Below are 23,659 nucleotides of genomic sequence, written 5' to 3'. Positions count from 1 at the left end.
CGATGCGCCGCTGGCTGACCGGAATCCTGCTCGTCATCGCTCTCGCCGCACTCGCCTTTTTCGCGCTCGCGCCGGGGATCATCGAGCGCGGCACCAACCAGATCGACGGCAAGCCGCTGCCGCAAGTCAGCGAGCGCGCCAAGGCGCTGCACAAAACGCTGACCATCGTCGACCTGCACAGCGACACCCTGCTGTGGAAACGCGACATCCTCGACCGCGCGACCCGCGGCCATATGGACCTGCCGCGGCTCGAGGACGGCAATGTCGCGCTGCAAATCCTCGCCAGCACGACCAAATCGCCCAAGGGGCAGAATTACGACGCCAACAGCGGCGACACCGACAATATCACCAGCCTGGTGATCGCGCAGCTCCAGCCGGTGCGGACGTGGAACTCGCTGCTCGAACGCTCGCTGTGGCACGCCGAAAAGCTGCACCGCGCGGTGGCGGCGTCGGACGGCAAGCTGCGCGCTGTCGCCACCGCCGCCGATCTCGACGCGCTGCTTGCGGCGCGCAGGGGCAAGCCGCTGACCACCGGCGCGCTGCTCAGTATCGAAGGGTTGCACCCGCTCGAGGGCAAGCTCGCCAATTTGGGCAAGCTCTACGCTGCGAGCTTCCGCATGGCGGGGCTCACCCATTTCTTCGACAATGATCTCGCCGGATCGATGCACGGGCTCAAGAAAGGCGGCCTCACCCCGTTCGGGCGCCAGGTCGTCACCGCGATGGAGGCGAAGGGCATGATCGTCGATATCGCGCATTGCTCGAACGCCTGCGTCGCCGACATCCTCAAAATGGCGCGCCGCCCCGTCGTCTCGAGCCACGGCGGGGTGCAGGCGACGTGCAAGGTCAATCGCAACCTCTCCGACGAACAAATCCGGGGCGTCGCCGCAACGGGTGGCCTTGTCGGCATCGGCTATTGGGACGCCGCGATCTGCGACACCTCGCCCGCCAGCATCGCCAAGGCGATGAAGCATGTCCGCGACCTCGTCGGCATCGACCATGTCGCGCTCGGCAGCGACTATGACGGCGCCACCACGGTGCGTTTCGACACGTCGAAGCTGGTGCAGGTGACGCAGGCGCTGATCGACGCCGGGTTCAGCGACGCCGAAATCCGCGCCGCGATGGGCGGCAATGCGGTGCGCGTGCTCAAGGCGGGGCTGGTTCCACTGACGCCGCCTGCGCCATGACCGTGCGGCGTATCGGTGCAGCGCTGATCAAGCCCCTCCCCTTCAGGGGAGGGGTTGGGGTGGGGGCCAGCGGTCTTGCGCAGCGTTCGCGGCCCACCCCGCTGCGACTAGCGAACAAGTTCGCAAGTCTCGCTGCCCCTCCCCTGAAGGGGAGGGGTTGGCGATGATCTGCCTCGACGGCCACGCCCGCATCGATGCTCCGCTGCGCGGCGGCGTCCTTGCGCTCGGCAACTTCGACGGCTTCCACGCCGGGCACCAAGCGGTCGTCGGCCGCGCCGTCCGCCACGCAAAGGACGAAGGCCGCCCCGCGATCGTCGCGACCTTCGACCCGCATCCGGTGCGCTTCTTCAAACCCGACGTCCCGCCCTTCCGCCTCACCACGCTCGACCAAAGGCAGGAACTTTTCGCCGCGGCGGGCGCCGACGCGATGCTTGTCCTGCCCTTCGACGCCGCGCTCGCAGGGACGACGGCGGAGGATTTCATCACCGGCCTGCTGCTCGACCGCTATGGCGCCGCGGGGGTCGTCACCGGCGCCGACTTCGTGTTCGGCAAGGGCCGCGGCGGCGATGTCGTGACGCTGGCCGACCACGCCCGCCGCCTCGGCTTCTTCACCGAGATGGTGGCGCCGGTCGAGGACGACGCGGTGATCTCGTCGAGCCGCATCCGCGAAGCGCTGCAGGCAGGTGACTGCCCGACCGCCGCGCGCCTGCTCACCCGCCCCTTCACCGTGCGCGGCCGCGTCGAGCATGGAGACAAGAACGGGCGCCTGCTCGGCTTTCCCACCGCCAATATCGACATGGGCAATTATCTGCGCCCGAAATACGGCATCTATGCCGTAACCGGGAAACTGCCGGACGGGCGGATCCTGAAAGGCGCCGCGAACCTCGGCATCCGCCCGAGCTTCGTGCCGCCGAAGGAACTGCTCGAACCGCATTTCTTCGACTTCGCCGAGGATCTGTACGGCCAGGAAATCGACGTCGCTTTTCGCGCTTTCATCCGGCCCGAGGCGAAATATGACAGCATGGACGCGCTGATGGCGCAGATCGCCAAGGATTGCGATGCGGCGAGGGATTTGTTGGCGGACCTATAATTCTTCGTCACCCCGGACTTGATCCGGGGTCCATGCGGCGCGGCGGGAATGGACCCCGGATCAAGTCCGGGGTGACGATTGGGGGGACGAAATGACGCACGACGACTGGGCCACCGCCCTCGAAGGCCCGCAGAAAAAGCCGCTGCGTCGCGGCACCAAAATCGCGCTGTGGCTTTTCGCCGCGCTCGTCGCCTGGCTCACCCTCAGCAACGCGAGCTGGCTTGCACCCGCCCCCGCCGGCAAGCCCAAACTCATCGCCCACCGCGGCGTCTATCACCTCTATGACAAGCGCGCCGCGGTCGGCCGCGACACCTGCACCGCCATCCACGCCTATCCGCCCGACCATGAGGTGTTCGAAAACACACCCGAATCGATGCGCTGGGCGGTCGGGCTCGGCGCCAACATGGTCGAGGTCGATGTCGCGCCGACGAAGGACGGGCGCATGGTGCTGTTCCACGACTGGACCGTCGATTGCCGCACCGACGGCAAGGGGGACACCCGCGACCTGACGCTGGCCGAGCTCAAGGCGCTCGACATCGGCCATGGCTATACCGCCGACGGCGGCAAGACCTTCCCGCTGCGCGGCAAGGGGGTCGGCAAGATGCCGACGGTCGAGGAGGGGCTGGCAGCGCTCCCCGTCCATCCGATCCTGTTCAACTTCAAGTCGAAAAATCCCGCCGAGGCCGACCAGCTGTTCGCGATCCTCCGGGTCTCGGGCCGCGACAGCGCCAGGCTCGGCGACGCCTTTTACGGCCACGAAGCCCCGGTCAAGCGGATGCGCGAGCTGCTCCCCGCCAACTGGTCGTTCGACCTCAAGCGCGAGGGCATGGCCTGCACCAAAGACTATGTGATGTACGGCTGGACCGGCATCGTCCCCGAAAGCTGCCGGAACGGCATTCTGGGTATCCCGATCAATTATCAATGGGCCTTCTGGGGCTGGCCCGACCGGCTGATCGCCCGCATGGACAGCGTCGGCGCCCGCGTCATCGTCTTTGGCCCCTATGAACGCGGCAAATCGAACGAAGGCCTCTCCACCCCGCAGCAACTTGCCAAAATCCCCGCCAGCTTCAACGGCTATATCTGGGTCGAAGACATCCGCGCGGTCGGCCCGGCGCTGCGCCCGCGACAGAAATGAATTCGCGCAGAGAGCGCAGAGGACGCAGAGGAATTGTGTTCACGCGGAGACGCGGAGCCGCGGAGAAGAAGGATTAGCGGCTTTGCCGCCCTTTCTCTTTTTCTGCGATCTCTACGATCTCTGCGCGAATCCCTTCACTTCTTTCCCTCCGCGTCTCCGCGTCTCCGCGTGAACCTCTGGCCAGCACCGCCCCCCCGCGCCCATAAGCTTTGCGCCCGCGCAAATCTGCGCTAAGCGCCGCGCACCATGACCGACAGCACGCCCACCGCCGAACAGCGCGACTATCGCGACACCGTCTTCCTGCCCAAGACCGACTTCCCGATGAAGGCCGGCCTGCCGCAGAAGGAGCCGCTGATTCTGGCGAAGTGGCTCGAGGGCAACCTCGAAGGGCAGATTCGCGAAAACCGCAAGGGCCGCGACCAGTTCATCCTCCACGACGGCCCGCCCTATGCCAATGGCGACATGCACATCGGCCATGCGCTCAACCATATCCTGAAGGACATGGTCGTCCGCACCCAGACGCTGAAGGGCAAGGACGCGCCTTATGTGCCCGGCTGGGATTGCCACGGCCTCCCGATCGAGTGGAAGGTCGAGGAGCAGTATCGCAAGAAGAAACTCAACAAGGACGAGGTGCCAGTCGAGGAATTCCGCGCCGAATGCCGTGCCTATGCGCAGCATTGGGTCGACACCCAGCGCGAGCAGCTGAAGCGCCTCGGCATCGGCGGCGACTGGGACCATCCGTACCTCACGATGGATTATGAGGCCGAAGCCACCATCGTGCGCGAATTGCTCAAATTCGCCGCCAACGACATGCTCTATCGCGGCGCCAAGCCGGTGATGTGGTCCCCGGTCGAAAAGACCGCCCTCGCCGAGGCCGAGATCGAATATGAGGATATCACGTCAACACAGATCGATGTGGCGTTCGAGATTGTCGAAAGCCCGATCGCGGAACTGGTCGGCGCACATGCCGTCATCTGGACGACGACGCCGTGGACGATCCCGGTCAACCAGGCTTTGGCCTATGGGCCCGAGATTGACTATGCTCTTTACTCTTGCGCCAGTTCTGACGGCGAAAACTTCGGGCGATTTTTGGTCGCCACCGAGCTTGTCGATTCATGGCAGGAACGAGCCGAGGTAAATCTCAGGGCTGGCTTACCACAGGGTGCGACACTTTTGTGGAAGCATGAAAGCTTTCACTTGGGTGAGCAGTTGGCCGGCACCATCGCCCGCCACCCGATGCACGCACTCGGCGGCTTCTTCGCGCGCCCGCGCCCCTTCCTTGCGGGCGATTTCGTCACCACCGACAGCGGCACCGGGCTCGTCCATATGTCGCCCGACCATGGCGAGGACGATTTCGACCTCTGCAAGGCGAACGGGCTCGACCCCGTCTTCGCGGTCGAGGGCGATGGCAAATATCGCGAGGACTGGGGCTGGTTCGGCGGCCAAGGCTCGGTGATCAACCCCAAGTTCAACGCCCCCGACGGCCCGATCTGCACCGACCTGCGCGAAGCCGGCGGGCTGCTGGCGGCGTCGGCCGACTATAAGCACAGCTATCCGCACAGCTGGCGCTCGAAGGCGAAGGTCATCTATCGCTGCACCCCGCAATGGTTCGTGCCGATGGACAAGGTGATGACGCATATCGAGCCCAAGGCGCCGCGCGAACAGCGCTGGGAAAGCGAAGGCGGCGCGATCAACCCGGCCGAGGAGGATCTGTGCGCCGCGCCAACGCTGCGGCAGGCCGCGATGCACGCGATCGACCGCACCCGCTTCGTCCCAGAAAAGGGGCGCAACCGCATCGGGTCGATGGTCAAGGACCGCCCCGACTGGGTGCTCAGCCGCCAGCGCGCGTGGGGCGTCCCGATCACGCTCTTCGTCGACCGCAAGACCGGCCACTATCTCAATGACCCGGTGGTCAACGACCGCATCGTCGCGGCGGTCCGCGAGGGCGGCGTCGATGCGTGGAACGACGCGCGCGCGCAGGAATATCTGGGCGACGCCTACAGCGCCGCCGATTACGAGCGCATCACCGACATTCTCGACGTCTGGTTCGATTCGGGCTGCACCCACGCCTTCGTCCTCGAAAGCGGCAAATGGCCCGCGCTCGTCCGCCACGACGGCGGCACCCACAGCGCCGACCTCTATCTGGAGGGCAGCGACCAGCATCGCGGCTGGTTCCAGTCGTCGCTGCTGGAGTCCTGCGGCACGCGCGGCCAGGCGCCGTACAAGGCGGTGCTGACCCACGGCTTCACGATGGATTCCAAGGGCTTCAAAATGTCGAAGTCGCTCGGCAACACGATCAGCCCCATCGACCTGATGCGCGACTATGGCGCCGACATCTTGCGGCTGTGGGCGCTGAGCGTCGACTTCACCGACGACCACCGCATCGGCAAGGAAATCCTCGCCGGCGTCGCCGACCAGTATCGCAAGCTCAGGAACACCTTCCGCTATCTATTGGGGGCGCTGGAAGGCTTCACCGAGGAGGAGCGCATCACCGACATAGCGGCGATGCCCGAACTCGAACGCTATATGCTCTCGCTGCTCGCCGATCTCGACGCCAAGCTGGCGCAAGCGGTCGATGATTTCGACTTCAACAGCTACACCCGCCTGCTGTCGGACTTCTGCAACGAAGACCTGTCGGCCTTCTATTTCGACATCCGCAAGGACAGCCTCTACTGCGACATCGGCCCCGCCGCGCCGCTCGGCACCGACAAGCGCCGCGCGTACCGCACGGTGCTCGACACTTTGTTCCACGCGCTGGTGCGCTACGCGGCGCCGGTGCTGGTGTTCACCAGCGAAGAGGTGTGGGGGACGCGCTATCCGGATGCGGGTTCGGTCCACCTCCTCGAATGGCCCACCCTCCCCACTCTCAATCGTCATCCCGGCGAAGGCCGGGATCTCGACGGTGGGGATCCCGGCCTTCGCCGGGATGACGAACTGGTGAGACGTTGGAAACTGATCCGCTCTGCGCGCGAGCAGGCCTTCAATGTCCTAGAGCCAATGCGCCGGTCAAAAGAGATCGGGTCAAGCCTGATCGCCGACCTGCGTATTGAACCGGCAAAAGAAGCAAATTTCGAAACGCTGAACTCGGTCGACCTCGCTGAGATTTTGATCTGCGCGTCTGTCGTTGTCAGCCGCCCCACCGGCGGATACTCGGTCATCAGCACCAATCCTGACGATCCAGATTCGCAGTATAGCTATGGCGGAGCGGAGATCGCAGGCTTTGTGTCGCCAAATCACAAATGCGGCCGCTGCTGGCGCCACCTTCCCGAAGTTACCGAGGACGGCAACTTGTGCAATCGCTGCGAAACAGTATTGAACCCGGCATGACAAATTCCCGTTCGCCGCACCTGCGCTTTGGCCTGTTGGTTGCCGCCTTCGCCTTCATCCTCGATCAGGTGACCAAATGGGTGATCATCACCCCGCTGTCGCTCGAAGCGAAGCGCGAGATCGAGCTGATGGAAATCTTCAACCTGACCTGGGCCGAAAATTGCGGCATTTCGCTGTCGATGTTCGCCAATTGCACCGACACGACGCGCTGGACGCTGGTCGCGGTCACCGCGCTGGTCGCGGGCGCCGTCGCGATCTGGATGACGCGCGAACAGGCGAAGGGCGACGTGATCGCGCTCGCGATGATCCTCGGCGGCGCGCTTGGCAATATCGTCGACCGCGTGCGCTATGGCTATGTCGTCGATTTCGCCGACCTGCATTTCGGCGATTTCCGCCCTTTCATGATCTTCAACGTCGCCGATGCCTGCATCTCGATCGGGGTGCTTTTGCTGGTTGCGCGCGCGCTGCTCTTCGGCGAAAAGGCCTCCGATGCGGACGCCAAACCGTCCGCGAAGTAAACGGGGCGCATAGGAGTTATTTGCAGTGAACCGGACCAAAGTCATCCTGGCCGCCTCGATCCTGGCCACCACCCTGTCGGCCTGCGGGTCGAACAATTTGTTCAGCCGCGACCGGCCCGATGAATTTGCCGTGTCGCGTCAGGCGCCGCTCGTCGTGCCGCCCGATTTCGCGCTGACCCCGCCCGCCCCCGGCACCGCGCGTCCCGGCGGCGAAACCACCGCGGAACAGACGCTGCGCGCGCTGTTCGGCGGCCCCTCGGCGCGCAGCCCCAACGAAGCCGCGGTGATCAGCAGCGCCGACGGCGCCCGCGCCGACCCCGGCATCCGCAGCCAGGTCGGCAGCCCCGACACGCAGGTCGTCGACAAGGGCCTGGTCGTCCGCGATATCCTCGCCGCCCCCGAAGGCGACGGCCGCGACGCGCAGGCGGCGATTCCGGGCGCATAAGCCCGTCTTGCGAGGTCAGTAGATTCCCGGCCCGGCATCGCCCGGGCCGTTTTCTTTTGGCGCGCGCGGCAGCCATGTATCGCCCCACGTCTTGATCGCGTCATAGGTCGGGCGCAGCGCCTCTCCCGCAGCGGTCAGGCGATAGGCGGCGCGCTTGCCGTCGGGCGGCACCCGCTCCATCACCCCCGCCTCGACCAGCCAGCCGAGCCGCGAGGTCAGCGCGGCGCGCGAGATGTCCAGCCGGCCCACAAAATCCTCGAAACGGTCGAAGCCCAGAAACGCTTCGCGCAGGATCAGCAGCACCCAGCGGTCGCCGAGCAGCCGCGAGGCGCGGCCGACGGCGCAGGGCGAACGCGAGGGCACATATTCCTTCATAAGTCTGGATTTAAGACTTGACGCCGCCGCGCGCAAGCGGCGATAAGGTCTGCAATCCAGACAAAAAGGCTCTCCCCATGCGCGGACACCGTTTTGCCAGCAACGACGAAGCCGTCGCCTATATGAAAAGCGTCGCGGTCGACGCATCGGGCTTTACCGCATTTCTCGGCGTCGAGCCGATCCGCTGTTTCGACGGCGAGGCCGAACTGCTGCTCGCGCTGCGCCCCGACATGACCCAGCATCACGGCTTTGCGCATGGCGCGATCGTCGGGCTGATGGCCGACAATGCGTGCGCCTGGGCGGCGTCGAGTGTGATCGGCGACGTCGTTACCGGCAGCTACACGATCAACTTCCTCGCCCCCGCAAAGGGCAGTCATCTGCGCTCGCGCGGTACGGTGATCAAGGCCGGCAAACGGCAGGCGATCGTCCGCGCCGACGTCTGGGCCGAAGGGGGCGGCGAAGAACCGCGCCGCTGCGCGATCGCGCAGGCGACGATCGTCCCGGTCGGCTAGCGGAAAAGCTGCGACACGATTGTAAACAGCAGCAGCGCCTCGACCATCGCGCGCGAGGCATGGCCCGCAGCGCGCCAATAGCCGCTGCCCAAATGATGCGCGAACCAGAAAATCTGCAAGGTGCCGAACCACAGCAGCGCAAAGACGAGCAGCGCGAATCCCGCCACTGCCCAGACGCCATCCATTCGCATCAGAATCGACGCGCCGCTGACCATCATCGCGAACGGCGCGGTGACATAGCATTGGCTGTAAAAGGGCGCCTTGAGCGGTCCGCGGTCCAGCTTCACATGCCGCGCCCGCACCAGCCGCGCCGCCATGATCAGCGGGAAAATGCTGAAAAAGGCGACGCGCACCAATATCAGGCTGCTGTCGTCGCTGACAAAGGCGCTCAGCCCGGTCTTGCCAGTGACCAGCTCGTCCTGCCCGACCAGCGACAGTTCGGCGGCGTGGGTCAGCGCGATCGTCAGCAGCAGGAACAGCGGCGGCGACAGCGTATCGGTATATTGCCGCGCCGCCGGATCGCCGAGTTCGGATTCCGAATAGGTCATCATCGTCAGCGGCTTGGTCAGCGTCCGCCACAGCGTGACCGGATAAAAGATCAGCCACGACATGATCTCATAGAGCAGCTCGTCGAGCGACTGGATGAGTTTCAGGAAATCCATTGGCGCCTGCCCCCTTGTCTTACTATTGGTCGCCCACCGGAAAATGTCCATTCCGGTTCGGTCGATCTGCGGCCAATCTTGCGGACGGGGGCACTTTGCTATACATGTATAGCAAAGGAGCTGGATCATGCTTGCCATTCGCCTCGACAAGGAATTGGAAGATCGGCTTGCAAAGGCCGCGAAGCTGTCTGGCCGTACAAAAACCGCGCTCGCTCGCAAGGCGATCGAGGAATATATCGACGAGCTTGAGGATATCGCGCTGCTTGAGGCTGCGCTGGCCGATTACGATCCCAGCAAAAATATCTCGATCGAGCAGATGAGGCGTGAACTTGGTCTGGACGCTTGAGGTCTCGGACCAAGCTCGGAAGCAGCTTCGCAAGATCGACGTCAAACAGGCTGACCGAATTACGCTGACGATGATCGAAATCTCGCAGCTGGATAATCCCCGCCAGCGAGGTCAAGCCCTGACAGGCGATTATGCCGGTCATTGGCGCTATCGCATCGGCAATTATCGCGTTGTCGCAAAAATCGAAGACGGTCGAATGGTGATCGTCGTCATCGCCGTCGGCCATCGCCGCGAGATTTATCGCTAAGCCCGCGCCCCCGCTTCCTCGACCCCCGCGCTGTTATGCCGCAGCGCTTTCAGCACGCAATCGACGATCTGCGGCGCGTTGAGCCCCGCGGCATCATATTGCAGCTCGGGCTTGTCCTGATCCTGAAACACATCGGGAAGGCGCAGCGTGCGCAGCTTGAGTCCCGCGTCGATCAGCCCCTCGTCGCTCGCCAGCGTCAGCACATGCGCGCCCAGCCCGCCGACGCTGTTTTCCTCGACGGTCACGCACACTTCATGGGCGGCGAGCGTCTTGCGGATCAATTCCTCGTCGAGCGGCTTCGCGAAGCGCAGGTCGATCACGCTCGTCGACAGCCCGCGCGCCTCCAACGTGTCGGCGGCCTTGAGCGCTTCGCCGAGCCGCGTGCCGAGCGAGAAGATCGCGACCGTCTTGCCGCTCCGCACGACGCGCCCCTTGCCGATCTCCAGCTTCTCGGGAACTGCGGGCAGCGCCACCCCGGTGCCATTGCCGCGCGGATAACGGAAGGCGATCGGGCCATCATCATATTCCGCGGCGGTGTAGGTCATATGGACCAGCTCGGCCTCGTCCGCCGCCGCCATCACCACCATATTGGGCAGCGTCGCGAGATAGGTAACGTCGAACGACCCCGCGTGGGTCGATCCGTCGGCACCGACCAGCCCGGCGCGGTCGATCGCGAAACGCACCGGCAGATTCTGGATCGCTACGTCGTGGACGACCTGATCATAGGCGCGCTGGAGGAAGGTCGAATAGATCGCGCAGAATGGGCGCATCCCCTGCGCCGCCAATCCCGCGGCAAAGGTCACCGCATGCTGTTCGGCGATGCCGACGTCGAAGCTGCGCGCCGGATGCGCCTTTGCAAATTTGTCGACCCCGGTCCCCGACGGCATCGCCGCGGTGATCGCGACGATGCGCGGATCGCTGTCGGCCAGCTTCGCCAGCGTTTCGCCGAACACATTCTGGTAAGCGGGCGGTCCCGGCGGCGCCTTCACCTGTTCGCCGGTGATCACGTCGAATTTCTGGACGCCATGATATTTGTCCGCCGCGGCCTCGGCGGGGGCATAGCCCTTGCCCTTCATCGTCACCGCATGGATCAGCACCGGGCCATGGTCACTGTCGCGCACATTTTCCAGGATCGGGATCAGATGGTCGAGGTTATGCCCGTCGATCGGCCCGACATAATAAAAGCCGAGTTCCTCGAACAAAGTGCCGCCCATCGCCATGCCGCGGGCATATTCGTCGGTCTTTTTCGCCGCCTTGTGCAGCGGTTCGGGCAATTTGCGGGCAAAGCGCCGCGCGATCTCGCGCAGCTCGATGAACGGCCGCGACGACACCAGCTTGGCGAGATAGGCCGAGAGTCCGCCAACGGGCGGCGCAATCGACATGTCATTGTCGTTCAGGACGACGATCAGCCGGTTGCCCGCCTGCTGCGCATTGTTCATCGCCTCATAGGCCATGCCCGCCGACATCGACCCGTCGCCGATCACCGCGATTGCGCGGCCCGGCTGGTCCTTCAGCTTGTTGGCGATCGCAAAGCCCAGTGCGGCGCTGATCGAGGTCGACGAATGCGCCGCGCCGAACGGGTCATATTCGCTCTCGCTGCGCTTGGTGAACCCCGACAGCCCGCCACCCTGGCGCAAGGTACGGATGCGGTCGCGGCGTCCGGTGATGATCTTGTGCGGATAGCATTGGTGCCCCACGTCCCACACGATCTTGTCGCGCGGGGTGTCGAACACATAATGGAGCGCGGTCGTCAGTTCGACGACGCCGAGCCCGCTGCCCAGATGCCCGCCGGTCGTCCCCACGGCAGAAATCATCTCGGCGCGCAGCTCGTCGGCGAACTGGCGGAGGTCTTCGGGCTTCAGCTTGCGGAGGTCGGCGGGGACATCCACCGTGTCGAGCAGCGGCGTATGCGGACGATCAGTCATCGGGCGGTCATACTGGTAACCGCCGATACTGTCGAACGAAAAGGATTTACTCGTCCCGGCCCTCGTCGCGTTTCGCCGCATCGACCTGCGCGTAAAGGCCGCGCACCATCAGGTCGGTGAACACGAGCATCACACCGATCATCCCGACCAGCAGCGCGACCGCGGCAACCGGGAATGGCCCCAAACTGTCGATCGCGCCGCGCCGCAACGCGACCGCCAGCCCCGCCGCCAGCACCATCAGCGCATAACCGATCAGCCTCGGCGTGCGGTTCATGCGCGTGCCACCGCGGGCGCGCCATATTCGCAGAGGTCGATCGCCCCAATATCCGCGAAAATGTCGCGTTTTGCGATATAGCGCGTCGCCTGCGTCAAATCATGGGCAAGGTGCGGTTTGAGATAGGGCGCTGCCGCCATCGGGTCGCGGCCTGCGAGCGTCTCGCTGATCGCGAGCGCGGTCATCAGCGCCCGCTCGCACAAATAGCCCTGCGAACCCGCGACGAACCACCCGCCGTATTGAGTGCCGAGTTCGCCCTGCGTGTGATGGCTAAAACGTGCGGCGTTGCCGAGAAAGATGCCGAAACCGAAGAACACAGCCGCCAAGTCGGTCAGCAGCTCGTGACAATCCTCGCCGCCCGGGACCGGCCGTTCGGTGCTGGAGAGCAGATAATGCACGACCTCGTGCGCCAGTGTCGCAACCAGCGCGGCCTCGTTGCCGATTTGCTGGCGACTCGCCACAATCTCGGCAAGCCAGCCGCCCGCGCCATCTTCGACCATCTGGAATGTCCCCATCGCCCAGCCGGTTTCGGGGGTCAGCGCATGCATTTGCGACACCGCGCGCAATTCGGGTTCGCCATCGTCCAGTACCAGCCGCACCGGCCAGTCGGCGATGTCCGCTATCGTCATGATCTGGGCGAGCAATTCTGCCGCGCGCGCGTCGCCGGTCTGTTTGCTGTCGGGGAAACAGGCGCCATCAGGCGTTGCGAGTATGCCCGCGCGATGCTTGTCGAGTCCCTCGAACTCCTCGAGCAGCCAGCGAAAGCCTGCCAGCTGCCATTCCCATTCTTCTACCGCCAAGGGCCGCTTCGGACCGAACAGGTTCATGCGCGCGACAGCATGGCTTGAGCAGGATCGATCGCCACGCGCGGGGAACCAATGGCGACGCGGCGCGATAGGCAAGCGGAAGGACCGTAGTGATGCATGAAAAGCACGATGCGGCCAAAAGCTTGTTTGGGCAAGACGAAGCCTTTGCAATATCTGGACCTTCACCTACACCCCGCTGCACGAGGGGCAAGAATATAGGATGAATATGCCCGTTTTGACTTCGCGCTCCCGCCCGCTTCGCATCGCTCCCCTGCTTCGGCTGTTTGCTGCACTGGCGCTCGGCGGCGGCGCTGGGGCACCGGCGATGGCGGAAGAGGCGCCAGTCCCCGCGGCACCCGTAGAAACGCCGGCCGACGGACTGCTCCCGGACGCCGACGAGCCGGCACGCTATCTGCAGGACGTCAGCGACATCGACGACGAAATCCTGCTCCCCGCGGCGCGCGACGACGATGACGACGGCGAACGCAAATGGTCGCGCAACTATATTTCGGTGGCCGGGGGCATATTGAGCTCGCCCGACTATAACGGCTCGGACGAGCGCCGCCTGCTCCCCGCCTTTTACGTTCGCGGTCGTTATGACGGCTATTCCTTCTCGACCCGCGGCACGAATCTTCAGGTCGACCTGATCCGCCATCGCCGCGGACAAAAGACCGACTTCAAATTCGGCCCGATCATCAGCCTGCGCGCCGACCGCACCGGCAGCATCAAGGATCCGCAGGTCGAGGCGCTCGGCAAGCGCAAGCTGGCGGTCGAGGCGGGCTTTTTCACCGGCGTCACCCACACCGGGGTGATCACCAGCGACTATGACCAGATCGGCCTGCGCATCGTCGCATTGAAGGATATTTCGGGCCGCCACGGCAGCTGGGCGGCATCGCCGACGATCGATTATGGCACCCCGCTGTCGAAACGCGCCTTTGTCGGCGTGTCGGCGTCGGTCAATTTCTACGGCAAGGGCTTTGGCCGCTATTATTACGATATCGACGCGCTGGGCAGCGCGGCGAGCGGCCTGCCCGTCTATACCGGCGCCAGCGCCAAGGCGGGCGCGGGCAAATATACGATCGGGATGGCGGGCGCCTATGCGCTGTCGGGCGACCTGCGCAAAGGATTCGTGCTGATCGGCGGCGCCCAATATGGCCGCCTGCTCTCGCGCCTCGCCGATTCGCCGATCGTCAAGGACGTCGGCAGCGCCGATCAATGGCTGTTCGGCGGCGGGCTGGCGTATCAGTTCTGACGAATGGCGGACGTTAATCCTCCCTGTGGCGTAGCCATGGGGAGGTGGCAGCGCGAAGCGCTGACGGAGGGGCTATTGCGCTGACGTCGGCGCCCCTCCACCATCCCCGCTTTCGGGGGAAGGTCCCCCTCCCCATGGCTTCGCCACAGGGAGGATCAGGATAGATGCCTCACCCCAAACCCGCGGCCCGCATCCGCCCCTTCATCGCCTCGACGAACGACCGCACCGCGGGCAAAGCCGCGCGCGACGGTTCGAACAACAGGTGCACGGGCAGCGCCGGCGGCTGTTCGTCGGTGAGCAGCGCGATCAGCCGCCCCGCCGCCAGCGCATCGGCCAGCTGGTAGCTCAACAGATTGGCGATCCCCAATCCCGCCTCGGCCGCCGCCAGCGCGCCATCGACGGTGTTGAGCACCAGTCGTGGGCGCGGGTCGAGCCGCCATTTGCCGCGCGCCAGCTGCCATTCGCCCGCCGCGCGCGGCCCCATCGTCCCGATCAGGTCATGCTGCGCCAACTCACTCATCGCCTGCGGCGCCCCACGCCGCGCCAGATAGGCAGGGCTCGCCACCAGCATCTGGCGCACCCACCCGATCCGCACCGCTTTCAGCCCCGAATCGGCGAGCGCGCCGATCCGCACCGCAACGTCGATCCCCTCCTCGACGATCCGCACATTGCGGTCGATCAGCATCATCCGCACCATCAGCTCGCGGTGCTCGGCCATCAGCTTGCCGACGACGGGCAGGACGTGTAGCCGCCCGAACATCACCGGCGCGGTCACATACAGCTGGCCGCGCGGCTGCGCTGCCGCCCCGCGCAGCTCGCGTTCGGCCCCGGCAAGGTCAGCGAGGATGCGCCGTGCCTGTTCCAGAAACGCCGTGCCTTCGTCGGTCAGCGCGACGGCGCGCGTCGAACGGTGGAACAAGAGCGTCCCCAACCGCGCCTCGAGCGCCGCGATCCCCCGCGTCACCGCGGGCGGCGAACTGTTCAGCTTGCGCGCGGCGGCGGTGAACCCGCCCTCGCTCGCGACCGCGACGAACATTTCCAGCGTCAGCAAGCGGTCCATTGATTATTCCACTTTTCGGAACAGAGTCGTTCAATATTTGCCCGTTATCGCATCCATTGCAACGATCTAAATTGGGTGTGGCGAACGAAGCTGTCCCCTCTCGGGCTTCGTTCGCCCCCTTTTGCGAAGGATCGGTCGATGGCCCGCAATTACCGGCACACCCTGTTCAGCGACGCGGTCAAGGCGCTCCAGGAACGCCATGGCTCGCGCGCCTCCTATCTGAAGATGGACGCAGGCGCCGACGGCACCCCCGACGCGCTGACCGCGAAGGAGCTGGATTACATCGCGCTGCGCGACAGTTTCTACATGGCCAGCGTCACCGCGCATGGCTGGCCCTATATGCAGCATCGCGGCGGCCCCGCGGGGTTCCTGCGCCACATTGCGGGCAACCGCATCGGCTTCGCCGATTATCGCGGCAACAAGCAATATATCAGCACCGCGAACCTCGCGGGCGACGACCGCGTTTCGCTGTTCCTGATGGATTATCCGAACAGGGACCGGCTGAAACTGGTCGGCCATGCGCACAGCGTCGAGCTCGCCGACGATCCCGCGCTGGTGACGTCGCTGATGCCCGCGGGCTATCGCGCCACCCCCGAACGCGCCTTTCTGATCGATGTCATCGGCTGGGAATGGAATTGTTCGCAGCACATCACCCCGCGCTTTACCGAGGCCGAAATTTCCGCCGCGATCCAGCCGATGGCCGCCGAACTGGGTCAACTGCGCGCCGAAAACGCCGCGCTCCACGCCCGCCTGTCCGGAGACCGCCGATGATCATGCTCTACGCCACCCCCCGCTCGGGCAACGCCCACAAGGTCCGGTTGGCGCTCGCCTTCCTCGGCCTGTCATGGGAGGAGCAGCCGACCGACGCCGCGGCGCGCCAGTCCGCCGCCTTCGCCGCGATCAATCCGATGCGCCAGATTCCCGTCTATGTCGAAGGTGATCGCACGCTGCGCGACAGCCAGGCGATCCTGTCGTATCTCGCGGCGCGCCACCGCCCCGGCGACTGGGACGGCCGCACCCCCGACGAACGCGGCGAAATCGCGTTGTGGTTGTCGCATGCCGCCAACGAAATCGCCAATGGCCCCGCGACGCTCCGGCTCGCGCGCCAGTTCGGTACGCCGATCGCCGAGGAGCAGGCACAGGCGGTCACCGCGCGCTTCCTCCCCGTCATCGAGGCACATCTGGCGGCGCACCGCTGGCTGGTCGGCGACCGGCTGACCATCGCCGACCTCTCCGCCAGCCCCTATTTGGCGCTGATGGCCGAAGCCGGTATCAACCTTGCCGACTGGCCGGCAATCGGCGAATGGACCGATCGGATCGCCGCACTGCCCGGCTTTCCCGCAATGCCGGGCTGGCCCGCGCAAATCGCCAGCTGAGGAGCCCACCGATGCCCTATGTGAACATCAAGATTACCCGCGAGGGCGCGACGCCCGAACAAAAGGCCGAACTGATCGGCGGCGTCACCGAATTGCTCCAGCGCATCCTCGGCAAGAACCCCGCGACCACCGTCGTCACCATCGACGAGGTCGACCTCGAAAATTGGGGCATCGGCGGGCTGCCGGTGGCCGAATTTCGCGCCGCGCAGGCGGCCAAGGCGCCCCCGCAATGACCAGCAGCAACGCCCCCACCTTTGCGATCGTCATGCTGCTCACCGGCATCGGCATCCCGATCCTCGCCGCCTTGAACGGCGGGCTTGGCGCGCGGCTCGGCAGCCCGCTGGCGGCATCGACGATCCTGTTCGGCCTCGCCTTCCTGATCGCCGCGACCGGCGCGCTGGCGACCGGGACGCTCGGCCAGATCCGCTTTTCGTCGGACATCCCGTTTCATTTCTATTTCGGCGGGCTGTTCGTCGCCTTCTATGTGATTTCGGTGACCTTCATCGCCCCCAAATTCGGGGTCGGCAACGCGATCTTCTTCGTCCTCGTCGGCCAGCTCGCCAGCGCCGCGGTGATCGACCATTTCGCTCTGTTCGGTTCGATGCGTTTTCCGGTCGATGCGAAGCGCCTCGCCGGCATCGCGCTGATGGTCGCGGGGGTCTGGCTGGCGCGCCGGACGGGTTGAGGACCTAGCGGGATGAAACGTCGCCCCCGCGAAGGCGGGGGCCGCAATCGGCCTTGCACGACATCGCCAGCGGCTCCCGCCTTCGCGGGGCGACGATCGCAAAAGCCCCGCTCACATATGCCCCGCCACCTCCGGCGGGTTCCACCAATTATTGCCCGCGCCGTCCATATATTGCACCGGCAGCGCCGCCATCGCGGCATGGTCCAGATCGTCGAGGCACGCGATCGCGACCGACACATAGGCGCCGCCGATCTCCTCGACATATCCCTGGCCATAGGGCGATACCCCGCACGTCTTGCAGAACAGGTGATGCACGCTCGCCGATCCGAATTGATAGTCGGACAGCGCCGCGGGATCGGTCAGCAGGCGAAACGCCTCGGGCTTGATCTGCGCGCTCCAGCCGCGCTTCTTGGTGCAGATCGAACAGTTGCACTTGCCCGTCCCGGCGTCGAGGTCGATGTCGGCTTCGAATTTGACCGCGCCGCAGTGGCACGAACCATGATGGGTCTTGAGCATATTCTATCCTCCGGTCTGGCGGCGCGGTGCGCCCTCACCGGCGAATAGCCCAACCCCCTGACAGAAATTGTCAGGAGGCCGCCTCCAGCCCATTCTGGCGCCACCAATCGGCCATCAGCACCGCGCGCCGCCTACCGAAACCTTCGCTGCCGATCCGCGCCGACGCCACCCGGTCAATGCGAAAACTGCGGAAATCCTCGCGCAGCAGGCACCAGGCAGCGATCACCTGCTTGTCCTCGAAATAGGCAAGCGCCGCCGGCCAGATCGCGCGTTCGGTCACCGCGCCGCGCTCGTCGGCATAGGCGATGTGCAGCGTCTTTTCGGCGCGCATCGCCTCGCGCACCGTCGCCAGCAACGGTGCGTCGGTCTCGCGCCAGCGGCTGCTCACCGGCCACAGCCCCGCCTCGTCGATGCGCTGCTTCAGCGCATCGGGGCTCGCCGCCGCGATCTTCGCCAGCGCCAGCCCCGCGGCGCGCGACAGGCTGCCGTCCTGCCGCCCCTCGACCCAGCGCGCGCCCAGCACGAGCGCCTCCAGCTCGTCGGCGGTGAACATCAGCGGCGGCAGGAAAAATCCCGGGCGCAGCACATAGCCCACCCCAGCCTCGCCCTCGATCGGGGCGCCGAGTGCGATCAGCGCCTGGATGTCGCGGTACAGCGTGCGCACCGACACGCCCTGCTCGTCGGCCAGTATCTCGGCGGTCACCGGCCGCCGGCGGCGGCGCAGGCTGTCGATGATCGCAAAAAGCCGCCCCGTTTTGTCCGCCATGATGCCCGTCGCCCGTCAGCGCCGCCGATAGGTCCAGCGTCGCGGTTTCGACCCGTCGATCGCTGAAATCGTCGCGGTCAGCGTGTCGCCGTCGCGGGCATAATGAATACGCTGCGGATAATCATGTACCGCATTTTCAAAGGTCGCGCTCGCCGCATCGTGCCGCACCAGCGCGAACGCGACCGGCGCCCCGCCCTGCGGCTGCGCCACATAGGCCGGCGTGCCGTCGGCGCCGGGCGCGATGCGCAGAAATTCGAATTCGCGCAAGGCATCGCCGCGCCCCGATCTACTGTGCCCCAGCATCACTCCGCCGCGTGGGTCGGTCCAGCTTTCCTCGGTCCAGCGACCGCCCGTCTCGCTGATCCATTGCCCGGCCAGCCAGCCGAGATCGTCGACCCGCAGCGCCGGGCTTGCGGCGATCAGAAACAGCGCCAGACCCGCTGCCAACCCCGATTTCACCGCCATCGCTTTCCTCCGCCGCGCCCGCCATCACCATGTCGACCCAGCCCATTCTGATCGAAATGCGCCGCCGACGATAGCCCCATCGCGCGCGCCCGGCGCAGCACTGGTACACCGGCGCATTGTAACCTGGCCGCCACCGCTGATATGATGGCGCGATGATCCTGCGCCTTGCTCTCGGCCTGTTTGCCGCCCTCGCCCTTGCGCTGTTCGTGCAACCGCAAGCGGCGCGCGCCGCCTATCCCTGCCCCGGCGGCCCGGGTCCGGGCGAAGTCCAGGTCGGGGTGTCGGGCGGCAGCCACGGCGTCGCCGCGGTTCCGGTCTGCGATCGCGCCCAGGGCGGCGGGGGAGGCGGGGGCGGCGAGGTTTATTACCGCTACGGCTCGATCGCCTGGCACCCCGACGCCGACGATGTGTGGATGGAGGGCAGCTACGACGGCCCCAATACCGCCGAACGCACCGCGCTCGCCGCATGCAATCAGGCGATGGGTGGCGGCTGCACCTCGATCGGCGAATGGCATAATTCGTCGATGCGGATCTTCCGCGACCGCAGCGGCGCGCTGTGGTCGGGATGGCATGGCGATGGCGGCGTTCACAGCAAAAAGACGCTCGCCGATTGCAGCGCCAAACAGCTGCTGCCGTGCGAGGTGCTCGGCACCTATTCGTCGAGCAAGAACCGCCATCTGCCCAAACCCACGGCGCGCAAACTCTATGCGGTCGGCGCCTGGGTCGAGGGGACCGAAGGCTTCGACAGCCGCCTCTATATCGCCAGCGGCCAGCGCGACGCCGCGACCGCCGAACGTCTGGCGCTCGATGCCTGTACCAAGGCGACCCGGCAACGCTGCGCAATCCTGACCTTTGTCGGCAACGGCGTGATCCAGACCTACCGCCTCGGCACCGGCGACCAGAGCGCCACCGTCGAATCCAATGCCAAGCGCGCCGCGCAGGCGGCGCAGGCGAATTGCAAGAAGCGCGGTCAGGCCTGCACCCTCCAGCGGGTTTACGACAGCCGCACCCCGGGCGAATTCGTCCACGACTTCATGGCGCCCGCGGCCAAATAGCCGCCGCGCGCTGGGGCAACGCCCAGCGCTGCACCCCGAACCCTTAACACTCGCAGCGCCGGACTCGCGCGCCTGCGCGTCTGCGCGCCAATTGCCGACACCAATATAATGACCCGGGTCTTTGGCCCGGTTTTCATCGTCCAAGGGGCGCGGATATAGAAATCATCCTCCGGGGCATAATAATAATAACAAAGTGCATAAAATATAATTTCCCCCAAAATCACTCAGGAGGTCGTGTGACTGTTTGCATCAAGGATCTTATCGAAGAATCACTGAGCCATCGCGCTGTAAATCACCCCTATCTTGCGGCACTTGATGTCGGCGATTTTCCCGATACCGATTGGGCGTTGCGCGACTTTGCCGAACATTATTACGGATATTCGCTGCACTTTCCGCGCTATCTGACCACCGTAATCTCCAAACTCGAAATCCCGGCGCATCGCCATAGCCTGCTTCAGAATCTGACCGAAGAATCGGGCATTTACGATGACGAGGAATATGCCGAACTCGCCGCGGTCGGCGTCGAACGCGAATGGATCGAGGGCATCCCGCACCCGCAATTGTTCCGCCGCTTCCGCGAGGCCAGCGGCGTCACCGCCCCCTATGTGCCCGAAGACGACGCGATCGAACTGGTGTGCTGGCGCGAATCCTTCCTGACCACGCTGACCCATGGTTCGGCCGCCGAAGCGCTCGGCGCGCTGGGACTCGGCACCGAAAATATCGTCAGCACCATCTATATCCCCTTCGTCAACGCGATCGCGCGCACCGATCTTCACCCGCGCGACACGGTCTTCTTTCCGCTGCACACCGCGGTCGACGATCATCATCAGGAAGCGCTGGAGGACATCTCGCTGGCGTTCGCCGCTACCCCGGCGGGCAAGGGCGACCTGCGTCGCGGGATGATCAAGGCGTTGTCGCTGCGCTCGTCCTTTTGGGACTGGCTCTACGAACGCGCGATGGCGCGCGCCGAACGCCCCGCCCTGGCGATGGCCGTCTGACCGATCCGACGCGAGGCCGCGCGGCGATGGCATCGCCCGCGGCCCCGCGCTTCAACAGGACAATATCCGCATGAACCCCGACCTTCTCGCCCTCATCACGAATATCGAGGCGCGCCAGCCGCTCGCCACCGACGCGCCGCTCGCCGCCTTTCACGCCGACCCGGGCAAAAGCCACCGGCAGATTTATCGCAACTGTAACGCCAAGCTGGGGATCGATTTTTCCGTCGACGTGCTCGATTTTCCCGGCACCCAGGCGTTCGATGCCCGCGTCGTGCGGATCGCCGCGGGGTGCAACAACGAACTGCACAAGCACGCGCATGAATCGCTCTTCTATGTGATCAGCGGCACCGCCGAGGTGCGCATCGGTGACGCCACGCTGACGCTGAACCCCGGCGGGCTCGCCTTTGTCCCGCGCTGGGTGTTCCACCAGTCGAAAAACCTGTCACCCACCGACGAGCTGGTGATCCTGGCGATCACCGATTTCGGACTGACCAAGGCGGTGCTGGGCGATTACGACAAGCGCACCCGGCTCGCCGCAAACGGCGCCGATGTGCTCGATCATGCCTGACCGGTAACGCGGCCCGATCAGCGCTGCGGCGCCGGGTTGCGCACATCCTCGACCAGCTCCCAGCATGTCTCGGTCGGGAAAAACAGCAACGTCCCGCCGCCGCCCGTCGCGCGCACCAGCTCGCCCAGCCCTTCCTCCAGCTCGGGCGGCGGCGGGGTCTGGTGCTTCTGGAAAATCCCCGGCAGCCAGTCGACCCGGCGGCGGTTGTCGTTCGCGGTGTTGAACTCCAGCTGGACATAGGACAGGTCGCGCCACGATGCATCGGGCTTGCCCTCGAACGCCGCCGCCGACGCGGCGGTGACATAATCATAATCCATCGGCGCAATCGGGAAATCGTCCAGGGCCAGATAGTCGCGATGCGGCAAGGATCGGCTTTGGCCGGCCATCCCGTGCGAGACGGTCGCCGCGGTATATTTCGCGCGCACCGCCCACGATCCGGTGAATGCCTTGAAAAAGGACGAAAAATCGACGGCGTTGCAGGCGCCGTCGGCCATGTCGAGGAACAGGCGGTCGCTTTCGGTCATCGCCTGCTCCGCGGCGCCGCTGGCGGCGGCAGCGGCAACCACAGTACCGGCACCGGTCTGCGACGCTGCGCTCGGTGCCACGCTGTCCGCCGCATCGGCGGTCCCCGCCGCTTCGCCGCCGCACGCCGCCACCGCGAACAGCGCCAGCGTGGCCAGCGACAGCTGTCGTCGCTTGAAACGGGGTTCGATCATCGGCGCTGGCTCCATGTGCGTTGGTTGTTGGTTCGGGGCGCTGCCGCAGCCCGATTGCGTCCCGGGATAAGGGCTCTAGCCTAACACAGCAATCGCCCGTCCGTCGCACCGCCCGATTGTACCAGTACCCCGTGGCATCGCGCCATCCGGCGCGGCAAACCCTATAGTATCGGCGCATGAGACCCTCGACCGCCGCTCGCGCTGCTCGCTGGCCCCTTCTTCTGGCGCGCATCGCCGCGGCGGTCCTTTTCCTGCTCGCGCTCGCCCAGCCTGCCCGCGCCGCCTATCCCTGCCCGAACGGCCCCGGCCCCGGCGAGGTGCAGGTCGGCATGGCTGACGGCGGCCATGGCATTGCCACCCTGCCGCTGTGCAACCGCGTCGGCAGTACGGGCGATGCGCCGGGCGACCTCGGCGCGCCGGGCGGCCCCGTGATGATACCGCGCGGCGCCACTTACACCTATGGCTCGATCGCGTGGCACGCCGACGCCGCCGACGTGTGGATGGTCGGCAACAGCGGCGCCCCGAGTATCGTCGAAGGCGAAGCGCTGGCGGCGTGCAACCGCGCCATGGGCGGCGGCTGCACCTCGATCGGCACATGGCATAATTCGGCGATGACAATCTTGCGCGACCGGCACGGCGGGCTGATCTCGGCGTGGGATGGCGAGCAAGGCGTCCACAGCGCCGCGACGCTCGCCGCATGCAGCGCCAAGCAGCTGTTGCCATGCGAAATACTCGGCACCTTCCCGGCAAGTCGACGGCGGCACGCGCCCACCCCGGCCGCGGCCAGAAAATCCTACGCCGCGGGCGCGTGGGTCGATGGCACCGACGGGTTCGACGGCCGCCTCTACATCGCCAGCGGCCAGGCCGATGCGGCGACCGCCGAAAGCCGCGCGCTCGCCGCCTGCGCTGCGGCGACCAAGCGGCCGTGCGCCATCCTCGCGCAGGTCGGCAATGGCGTCATCCAGCCCTATCGCCTCGGCGACGACAATGAACAGAGCGCCACCGTCGAAACCAGCGCCAGACGCGCCGCGCAGGCGGCGCAGGTGAATTGCGAACGGCAACGCCAATGCTGCGAATTGCAGCGCAGCTACGACAGCCGCGTCGCGGGCGATTTTGTACATGAATTCAACCCCGCGCCCCGTTGAAGTTCGATCGATGATGCGCTCCCTCCTGTGTCTTGGCCTGTTTTTCGCAGCGCTGTTCGCCGCGATGCCGCAGCCTGCCCGCGCCGCCTATCCCTGCCCCGGCGGCCCCGGCCCCGGCGAGGTGCAGGTCGGCGTGTCCGGCGGCAGCCACGGCATCGCCGCGGTGCCGGTGTGCGAACGCACCGGCGGCGGAGGTGGCGGCGGCGGGGGC

General features: G+C 65.7%; 29 protein-coding genes. 19 read left to right on the top strand and 10 right to left on the bottom strand.

Going from position 1 to position 23,659, the window contains the following annotated elements:
* The first annotated feature begins 2 nt into the window (after nucleotides 1–2).
* The 6 genes from FFS18_RS10025 to FFS18_RS10000 all read left to right on the top strand — a co-directional run bounded on the left by FFS18_RS10025 (nucleotide 3) and on the right by FFS18_RS10000 (nucleotide 7,699).
* A complete protein-coding gene (locus tag FFS18_RS10025; protein WP_137870696.1) occupies nucleotides 3–1,184 on the top strand; it encodes a dipeptidase in 1,182 nt (393 codons plus the stop codon).
* A 163-nt stretch (nucleotides 1,185–1,347) separates the two neighbouring features.
* The gene (locus tag FFS18_RS10020; RefSeq protein WP_137870695.1) at nucleotides 1,348–2,274 is read left to right on the top strand and encodes a bifunctional riboflavin kinase/FAD synthetase; all 927 of its coding nucleotides are present in this window, start codon (nucleotides 1,348–1,350) and stop codon (nucleotides 2,272–2,274) included.
* A 91-nt stretch (nucleotides 2,275–2,365) separates the two neighbouring features.
* A complete protein-coding gene (locus FFS18_RS10015; protein ID WP_137870694.1) occupies nucleotides 2,366–3,409 on the top strand; it encodes a glycerophosphodiester phosphodiesterase family protein in 1,044 nt (347 codons plus the stop codon).
* Nucleotides 3,410–3,655: 246 nt separating this feature from the next.
* Nucleotides 3,656–6,736 (top strand): isoleucine--tRNA ligase, encoded by a 3,081-nt coding sequence (gene ileS, locus FFS18_RS10010; RefSeq protein ID WP_137870693.1) that lies wholly within the window; start codon nucleotides 3,656–3,658, stop codon nucleotides 6,734–6,736.
* On the top strand, nucleotides 6,733–7,254 hold the full coding sequence (gene lspA / locus FFS18_RS10005) for a signal peptidase II (protein WP_137870692.1): 522 nt from the start codon (nucleotides 6,733–6,735) through the stop codon (nucleotides 7,252–7,254). The genes ileS and lspA overlap by 4 nt, the downstream gene beginning before the upstream one ends.
* A 25-nt stretch (nucleotides 7,255–7,279) precedes the next feature.
* The gene (locus FFS18_RS10000; protein WP_120217446.1) at nucleotides 7,280–7,699 is read left to right on the top strand and encodes a DUF3035 domain-containing protein; all 420 of its coding nucleotides are present in this window, start codon (nucleotides 7,280–7,282) and stop codon (nucleotides 7,697–7,699) included.
* A 15-nt stretch (nucleotides 7,700–7,714) separates the two neighbouring features.
* On the opposite strand, the gene FFS18_RS09995 is transcribed toward FFS18_RS10000, so the two are convergent.
* A complete protein-coding gene (locus tag FFS18_RS09995) occupies nucleotides 7,715–8,074 on the bottom strand; it encodes a winged helix-turn-helix transcriptional regulator (RefSeq protein ID WP_137870691.1) in 360 nt (119 codons plus the stop codon).
* A gap of 77 nt (nucleotides 8,075–8,151) precedes the next feature.
* Here FFS18_RS09995 and FFS18_RS09990 point away from each other — a divergent pair, with 77 nt between their 5' ends.
* On the top strand, nucleotides 8,152–8,586 hold the full coding sequence (locus tag FFS18_RS09990; RefSeq protein ID WP_137870690.1) for a PaaI family thioesterase: 435 nt from the start codon (nucleotides 8,152–8,154) through the stop codon (nucleotides 8,584–8,586).
* On the opposite strand, the gene FFS18_RS09985 is transcribed toward FFS18_RS09990, so the two are convergent.
* Nucleotides 8,583–9,248 (bottom strand): hypothetical protein, encoded by a 666-nt coding sequence (locus tag FFS18_RS09985; protein WP_137870689.1) that lies wholly within the window; start codon nucleotides 9,246–9,248, stop codon nucleotides 8,583–8,585. The two genes, FFS18_RS09990 and FFS18_RS09985, sit on opposite strands and share 4 nt — an antisense overlap.
* 127 nt (nucleotides 9,249–9,375) lie before the next feature.
* Between FFS18_RS09985 and relB the strand changes: the two genes are divergently transcribed.
* Together relB and FFS18_RS09975 are read left to right on the top strand one after the other, a co-directional pair.
* Entirely contained in the window at nucleotides 9,376–9,594 is a 219-nt protein-coding gene (relB, locus tag FFS18_RS09980) for a type II toxin-antitoxin system RelB family antitoxin (protein WP_137870688.1), read from the top strand.
* On the top strand, nucleotides 9,572–9,841 hold the full coding sequence (locus FFS18_RS09975) for a type II toxin-antitoxin system RelE family toxin (protein WP_249340362.1): 270 nt from the start codon (nucleotides 9,572–9,574) through the stop codon (nucleotides 9,839–9,841). Before relB ends, FFS18_RS09975 begins: the two co-directional genes overlap by 23 nt.
* Here the strand turns inward: FFS18_RS09975 and dxs are convergent.
* The 3 genes from dxs to FFS18_RS09960 are packed head-to-tail and all read right to left on the bottom strand — an operon-like array spanning nucleotide 9,838 to nucleotide 12,867.
* Nucleotides 9,838–11,766, bottom strand: coding sequence for a 1-deoxy-D-xylulose-5-phosphate synthase (gene dxs, locus FFS18_RS09970; RefSeq protein WP_137870686.1), 1,929 nt, complete (start codon nucleotides 11,764–11,766; stop codon nucleotides 9,838–9,840). The genes FFS18_RS09975 and dxs overlap by 4 nt on opposite strands.
* Before the next feature lie 46 nt (nucleotides 11,767–11,812).
* A complete protein-coding gene (locus FFS18_RS09965; RefSeq protein ID WP_137870685.1) occupies nucleotides 11,813–12,040 on the bottom strand; it encodes a hypothetical protein in 228 nt (75 codons plus the stop codon).
* Nucleotides 12,037–12,867, bottom strand: a complete 831-nt coding sequence (locus FFS18_RS09960) for a hypothetical protein (protein ID WP_137870684.1) — start codon at nucleotides 12,865–12,867, stop codon at nucleotides 12,037–12,039. The genes FFS18_RS09965 and FFS18_RS09960 overlap by 4 nt, the downstream gene beginning before the upstream one ends.
* A gap of 205 nt (nucleotides 12,868–13,072) precedes the next feature.
* Here FFS18_RS09960 and FFS18_RS09955 point away from each other — a divergent pair, with 205 nt between their 5' ends.
* On the top strand, nucleotides 13,073–14,098 hold the full coding sequence (locus FFS18_RS09955; protein WP_171005274.1) for a MipA/OmpV family protein: 1,026 nt from the start codon (nucleotides 13,073–13,075) through the stop codon (nucleotides 14,096–14,098).
* 169 nt (nucleotides 14,099–14,267) lie between these two features.
* Here the strand turns inward: FFS18_RS09955 and FFS18_RS09950 are convergent, their stop codons facing one another.
* Nucleotides 14,268–15,158 (bottom strand): LysR family transcriptional regulator, encoded by an 891-nt coding sequence (locus tag FFS18_RS09950; protein ID WP_137870682.1) that lies wholly within the window; start codon nucleotides 15,156–15,158, stop codon nucleotides 14,268–14,270.
* A 138-nt stretch (nucleotides 15,159–15,296) separates the two neighbouring features.
* Between FFS18_RS09950 and FFS18_RS09945 the strand changes: the two genes are divergently transcribed.
* From FFS18_RS09945 to FFS18_RS09930, 4 genes are read left to right on the top strand one after another with little or no spacing between them, the layout of a single operon-like run.
* The gene (locus FFS18_RS09945; RefSeq protein ID WP_120217454.1) at nucleotides 15,297–15,929 is read left to right on the top strand and encodes a pyridoxamine 5'-phosphate oxidase family protein; all 633 of its coding nucleotides are present in this window, start codon (nucleotides 15,297–15,299) and stop codon (nucleotides 15,927–15,929) included.
* Nucleotides 15,926–16,534, top strand: a complete 609-nt coding sequence (locus FFS18_RS09940; protein ID WP_171005273.1) for a glutathione S-transferase family protein — start codon at nucleotides 15,926–15,928, stop codon at nucleotides 16,532–16,534. The genes FFS18_RS09945 and FFS18_RS09940 overlap by 4 nt, the downstream gene beginning before the upstream one ends.
* A gap of 11 nt (nucleotides 16,535–16,545) precedes the next feature.
* On the top strand, nucleotides 16,546–16,767 hold the full coding sequence (locus FFS18_RS09935) for a tautomerase family protein (RefSeq protein WP_137870680.1): 222 nt from the start codon (nucleotides 16,546–16,548) through the stop codon (nucleotides 16,765–16,767).
* Nucleotides 16,764–17,219 (top strand): DMT family transporter, encoded by a 456-nt coding sequence (locus FFS18_RS09930; RefSeq protein ID WP_120217457.1) that lies wholly within the window; start codon nucleotides 16,764–16,766, stop codon nucleotides 17,217–17,219. Before FFS18_RS09935 ends, FFS18_RS09930 begins: the two co-directional genes overlap by 4 nt.
* A 111-nt stretch (nucleotides 17,220–17,330) precedes the next feature.
* Here the strand turns inward: FFS18_RS09930 and FFS18_RS09925 are convergent, their stop codons facing one another.
* The 3 genes from FFS18_RS09925 to FFS18_RS09915 form a co-directional block, all read right to left on the bottom strand.
* On the bottom strand, nucleotides 17,331–17,735 hold the full coding sequence (locus tag FFS18_RS09925; RefSeq protein WP_137870679.1) for a GFA family protein: 405 nt from the start codon (nucleotides 17,733–17,735) through the stop codon (nucleotides 17,331–17,333).
* Between the two features lie 70 nt (nucleotides 17,736–17,805).
* Nucleotides 17,806–18,501, bottom strand: a complete 696-nt coding sequence (locus FFS18_RS09920; protein ID WP_137870678.1) for a helix-turn-helix transcriptional regulator — start codon at nucleotides 18,499–18,501, stop codon at nucleotides 17,806–17,808.
* Nucleotides 18,502–18,516: 15 nt separating this feature from the next.
* Nucleotides 18,517–18,966 (bottom strand): DUF6265 family protein, encoded by a 450-nt coding sequence (locus FFS18_RS09915; protein WP_137870677.1) that lies wholly within the window; start codon nucleotides 18,964–18,966, stop codon nucleotides 18,517–18,519.
* A gap of 152 nt (nucleotides 18,967–19,118) precedes the next feature.
* Here FFS18_RS09915 and FFS18_RS09910 point away from each other — a divergent pair, with 152 nt between their 5' ends.
* The 3 genes from FFS18_RS09910 to FFS18_RS09900 all read left to right on the top strand — a co-directional run bounded on the left by FFS18_RS09910 (nucleotide 19,119) and on the right by FFS18_RS09900 (nucleotide 21,587).
* A complete protein-coding gene (locus FFS18_RS09910) occupies nucleotides 19,119–20,021 on the top strand; it encodes a DUF4189 domain-containing protein (protein WP_137870676.1) in 903 nt (300 codons plus the stop codon).
* Between the two features lie 236 nt (nucleotides 20,022–20,257).
* Nucleotides 20,258–21,019, top strand: a complete 762-nt coding sequence (locus FFS18_RS09905; protein WP_171005272.1) for an iron-containing redox enzyme family protein — start codon at nucleotides 20,258–20,260, stop codon at nucleotides 21,017–21,019.
* 70 nt (nucleotides 21,020–21,089) lie between these two features.
* A complete protein-coding gene (locus tag FFS18_RS09900) occupies nucleotides 21,090–21,587 on the top strand; it encodes a cupin domain-containing protein (RefSeq protein WP_137870674.1) in 498 nt (165 codons plus the stop codon).
* A 17-nt stretch (nucleotides 21,588–21,604) separates the two neighbouring features.
* On the opposite strand, the gene FFS18_RS09895 is transcribed toward FFS18_RS09900, so the two are convergent.
* Nucleotides 21,605–22,303: a hypothetical protein gene (locus FFS18_RS09895; protein ID WP_137870673.1), complete on the bottom strand. Its 699-nt coding sequence runs from the start codon at nucleotides 22,301–22,303 to the stop codon at nucleotides 21,605–21,607.
* 176 nt (nucleotides 22,304–22,479) lie between these two features.
* Here FFS18_RS09895 and FFS18_RS09890 point away from each other — a divergent pair, with 176 nt between their 5' ends.
* Nucleotides 22,480–23,448 carry a DUF4189 domain-containing protein gene (locus FFS18_RS09890; RefSeq protein WP_137870672.1) on the top strand — a complete coding sequence of 323 codons (969 nt, stop codon included), beginning with the start codon at nucleotides 22,480–22,482 and terminating at the stop codon, nucleotides 23,446–23,448.
* A gap of 10 nt (nucleotides 23,449–23,458) precedes the next feature.
* On the top strand, nucleotides 23,459–23,659 hold a 201-nt coding region (locus FFS18_RS09885; RefSeq protein WP_212743037.1), incomplete at its 3' end, for a hypothetical protein.

Origin of the sequence: Sphingopyxis sp. 2PD (genome assembly GCF_005503695.1) — a bacterium.
Taxonomy (GTDB): domain Bacteria; phylum Pseudomonadota; class Alphaproteobacteria; order Sphingomonadales; family Sphingomonadaceae; genus Sphingopyxis.
Note: the sequence above shows the minus strand (reverse complement) of the source record. Positions and strands in the feature narration are given on the sequence as shown.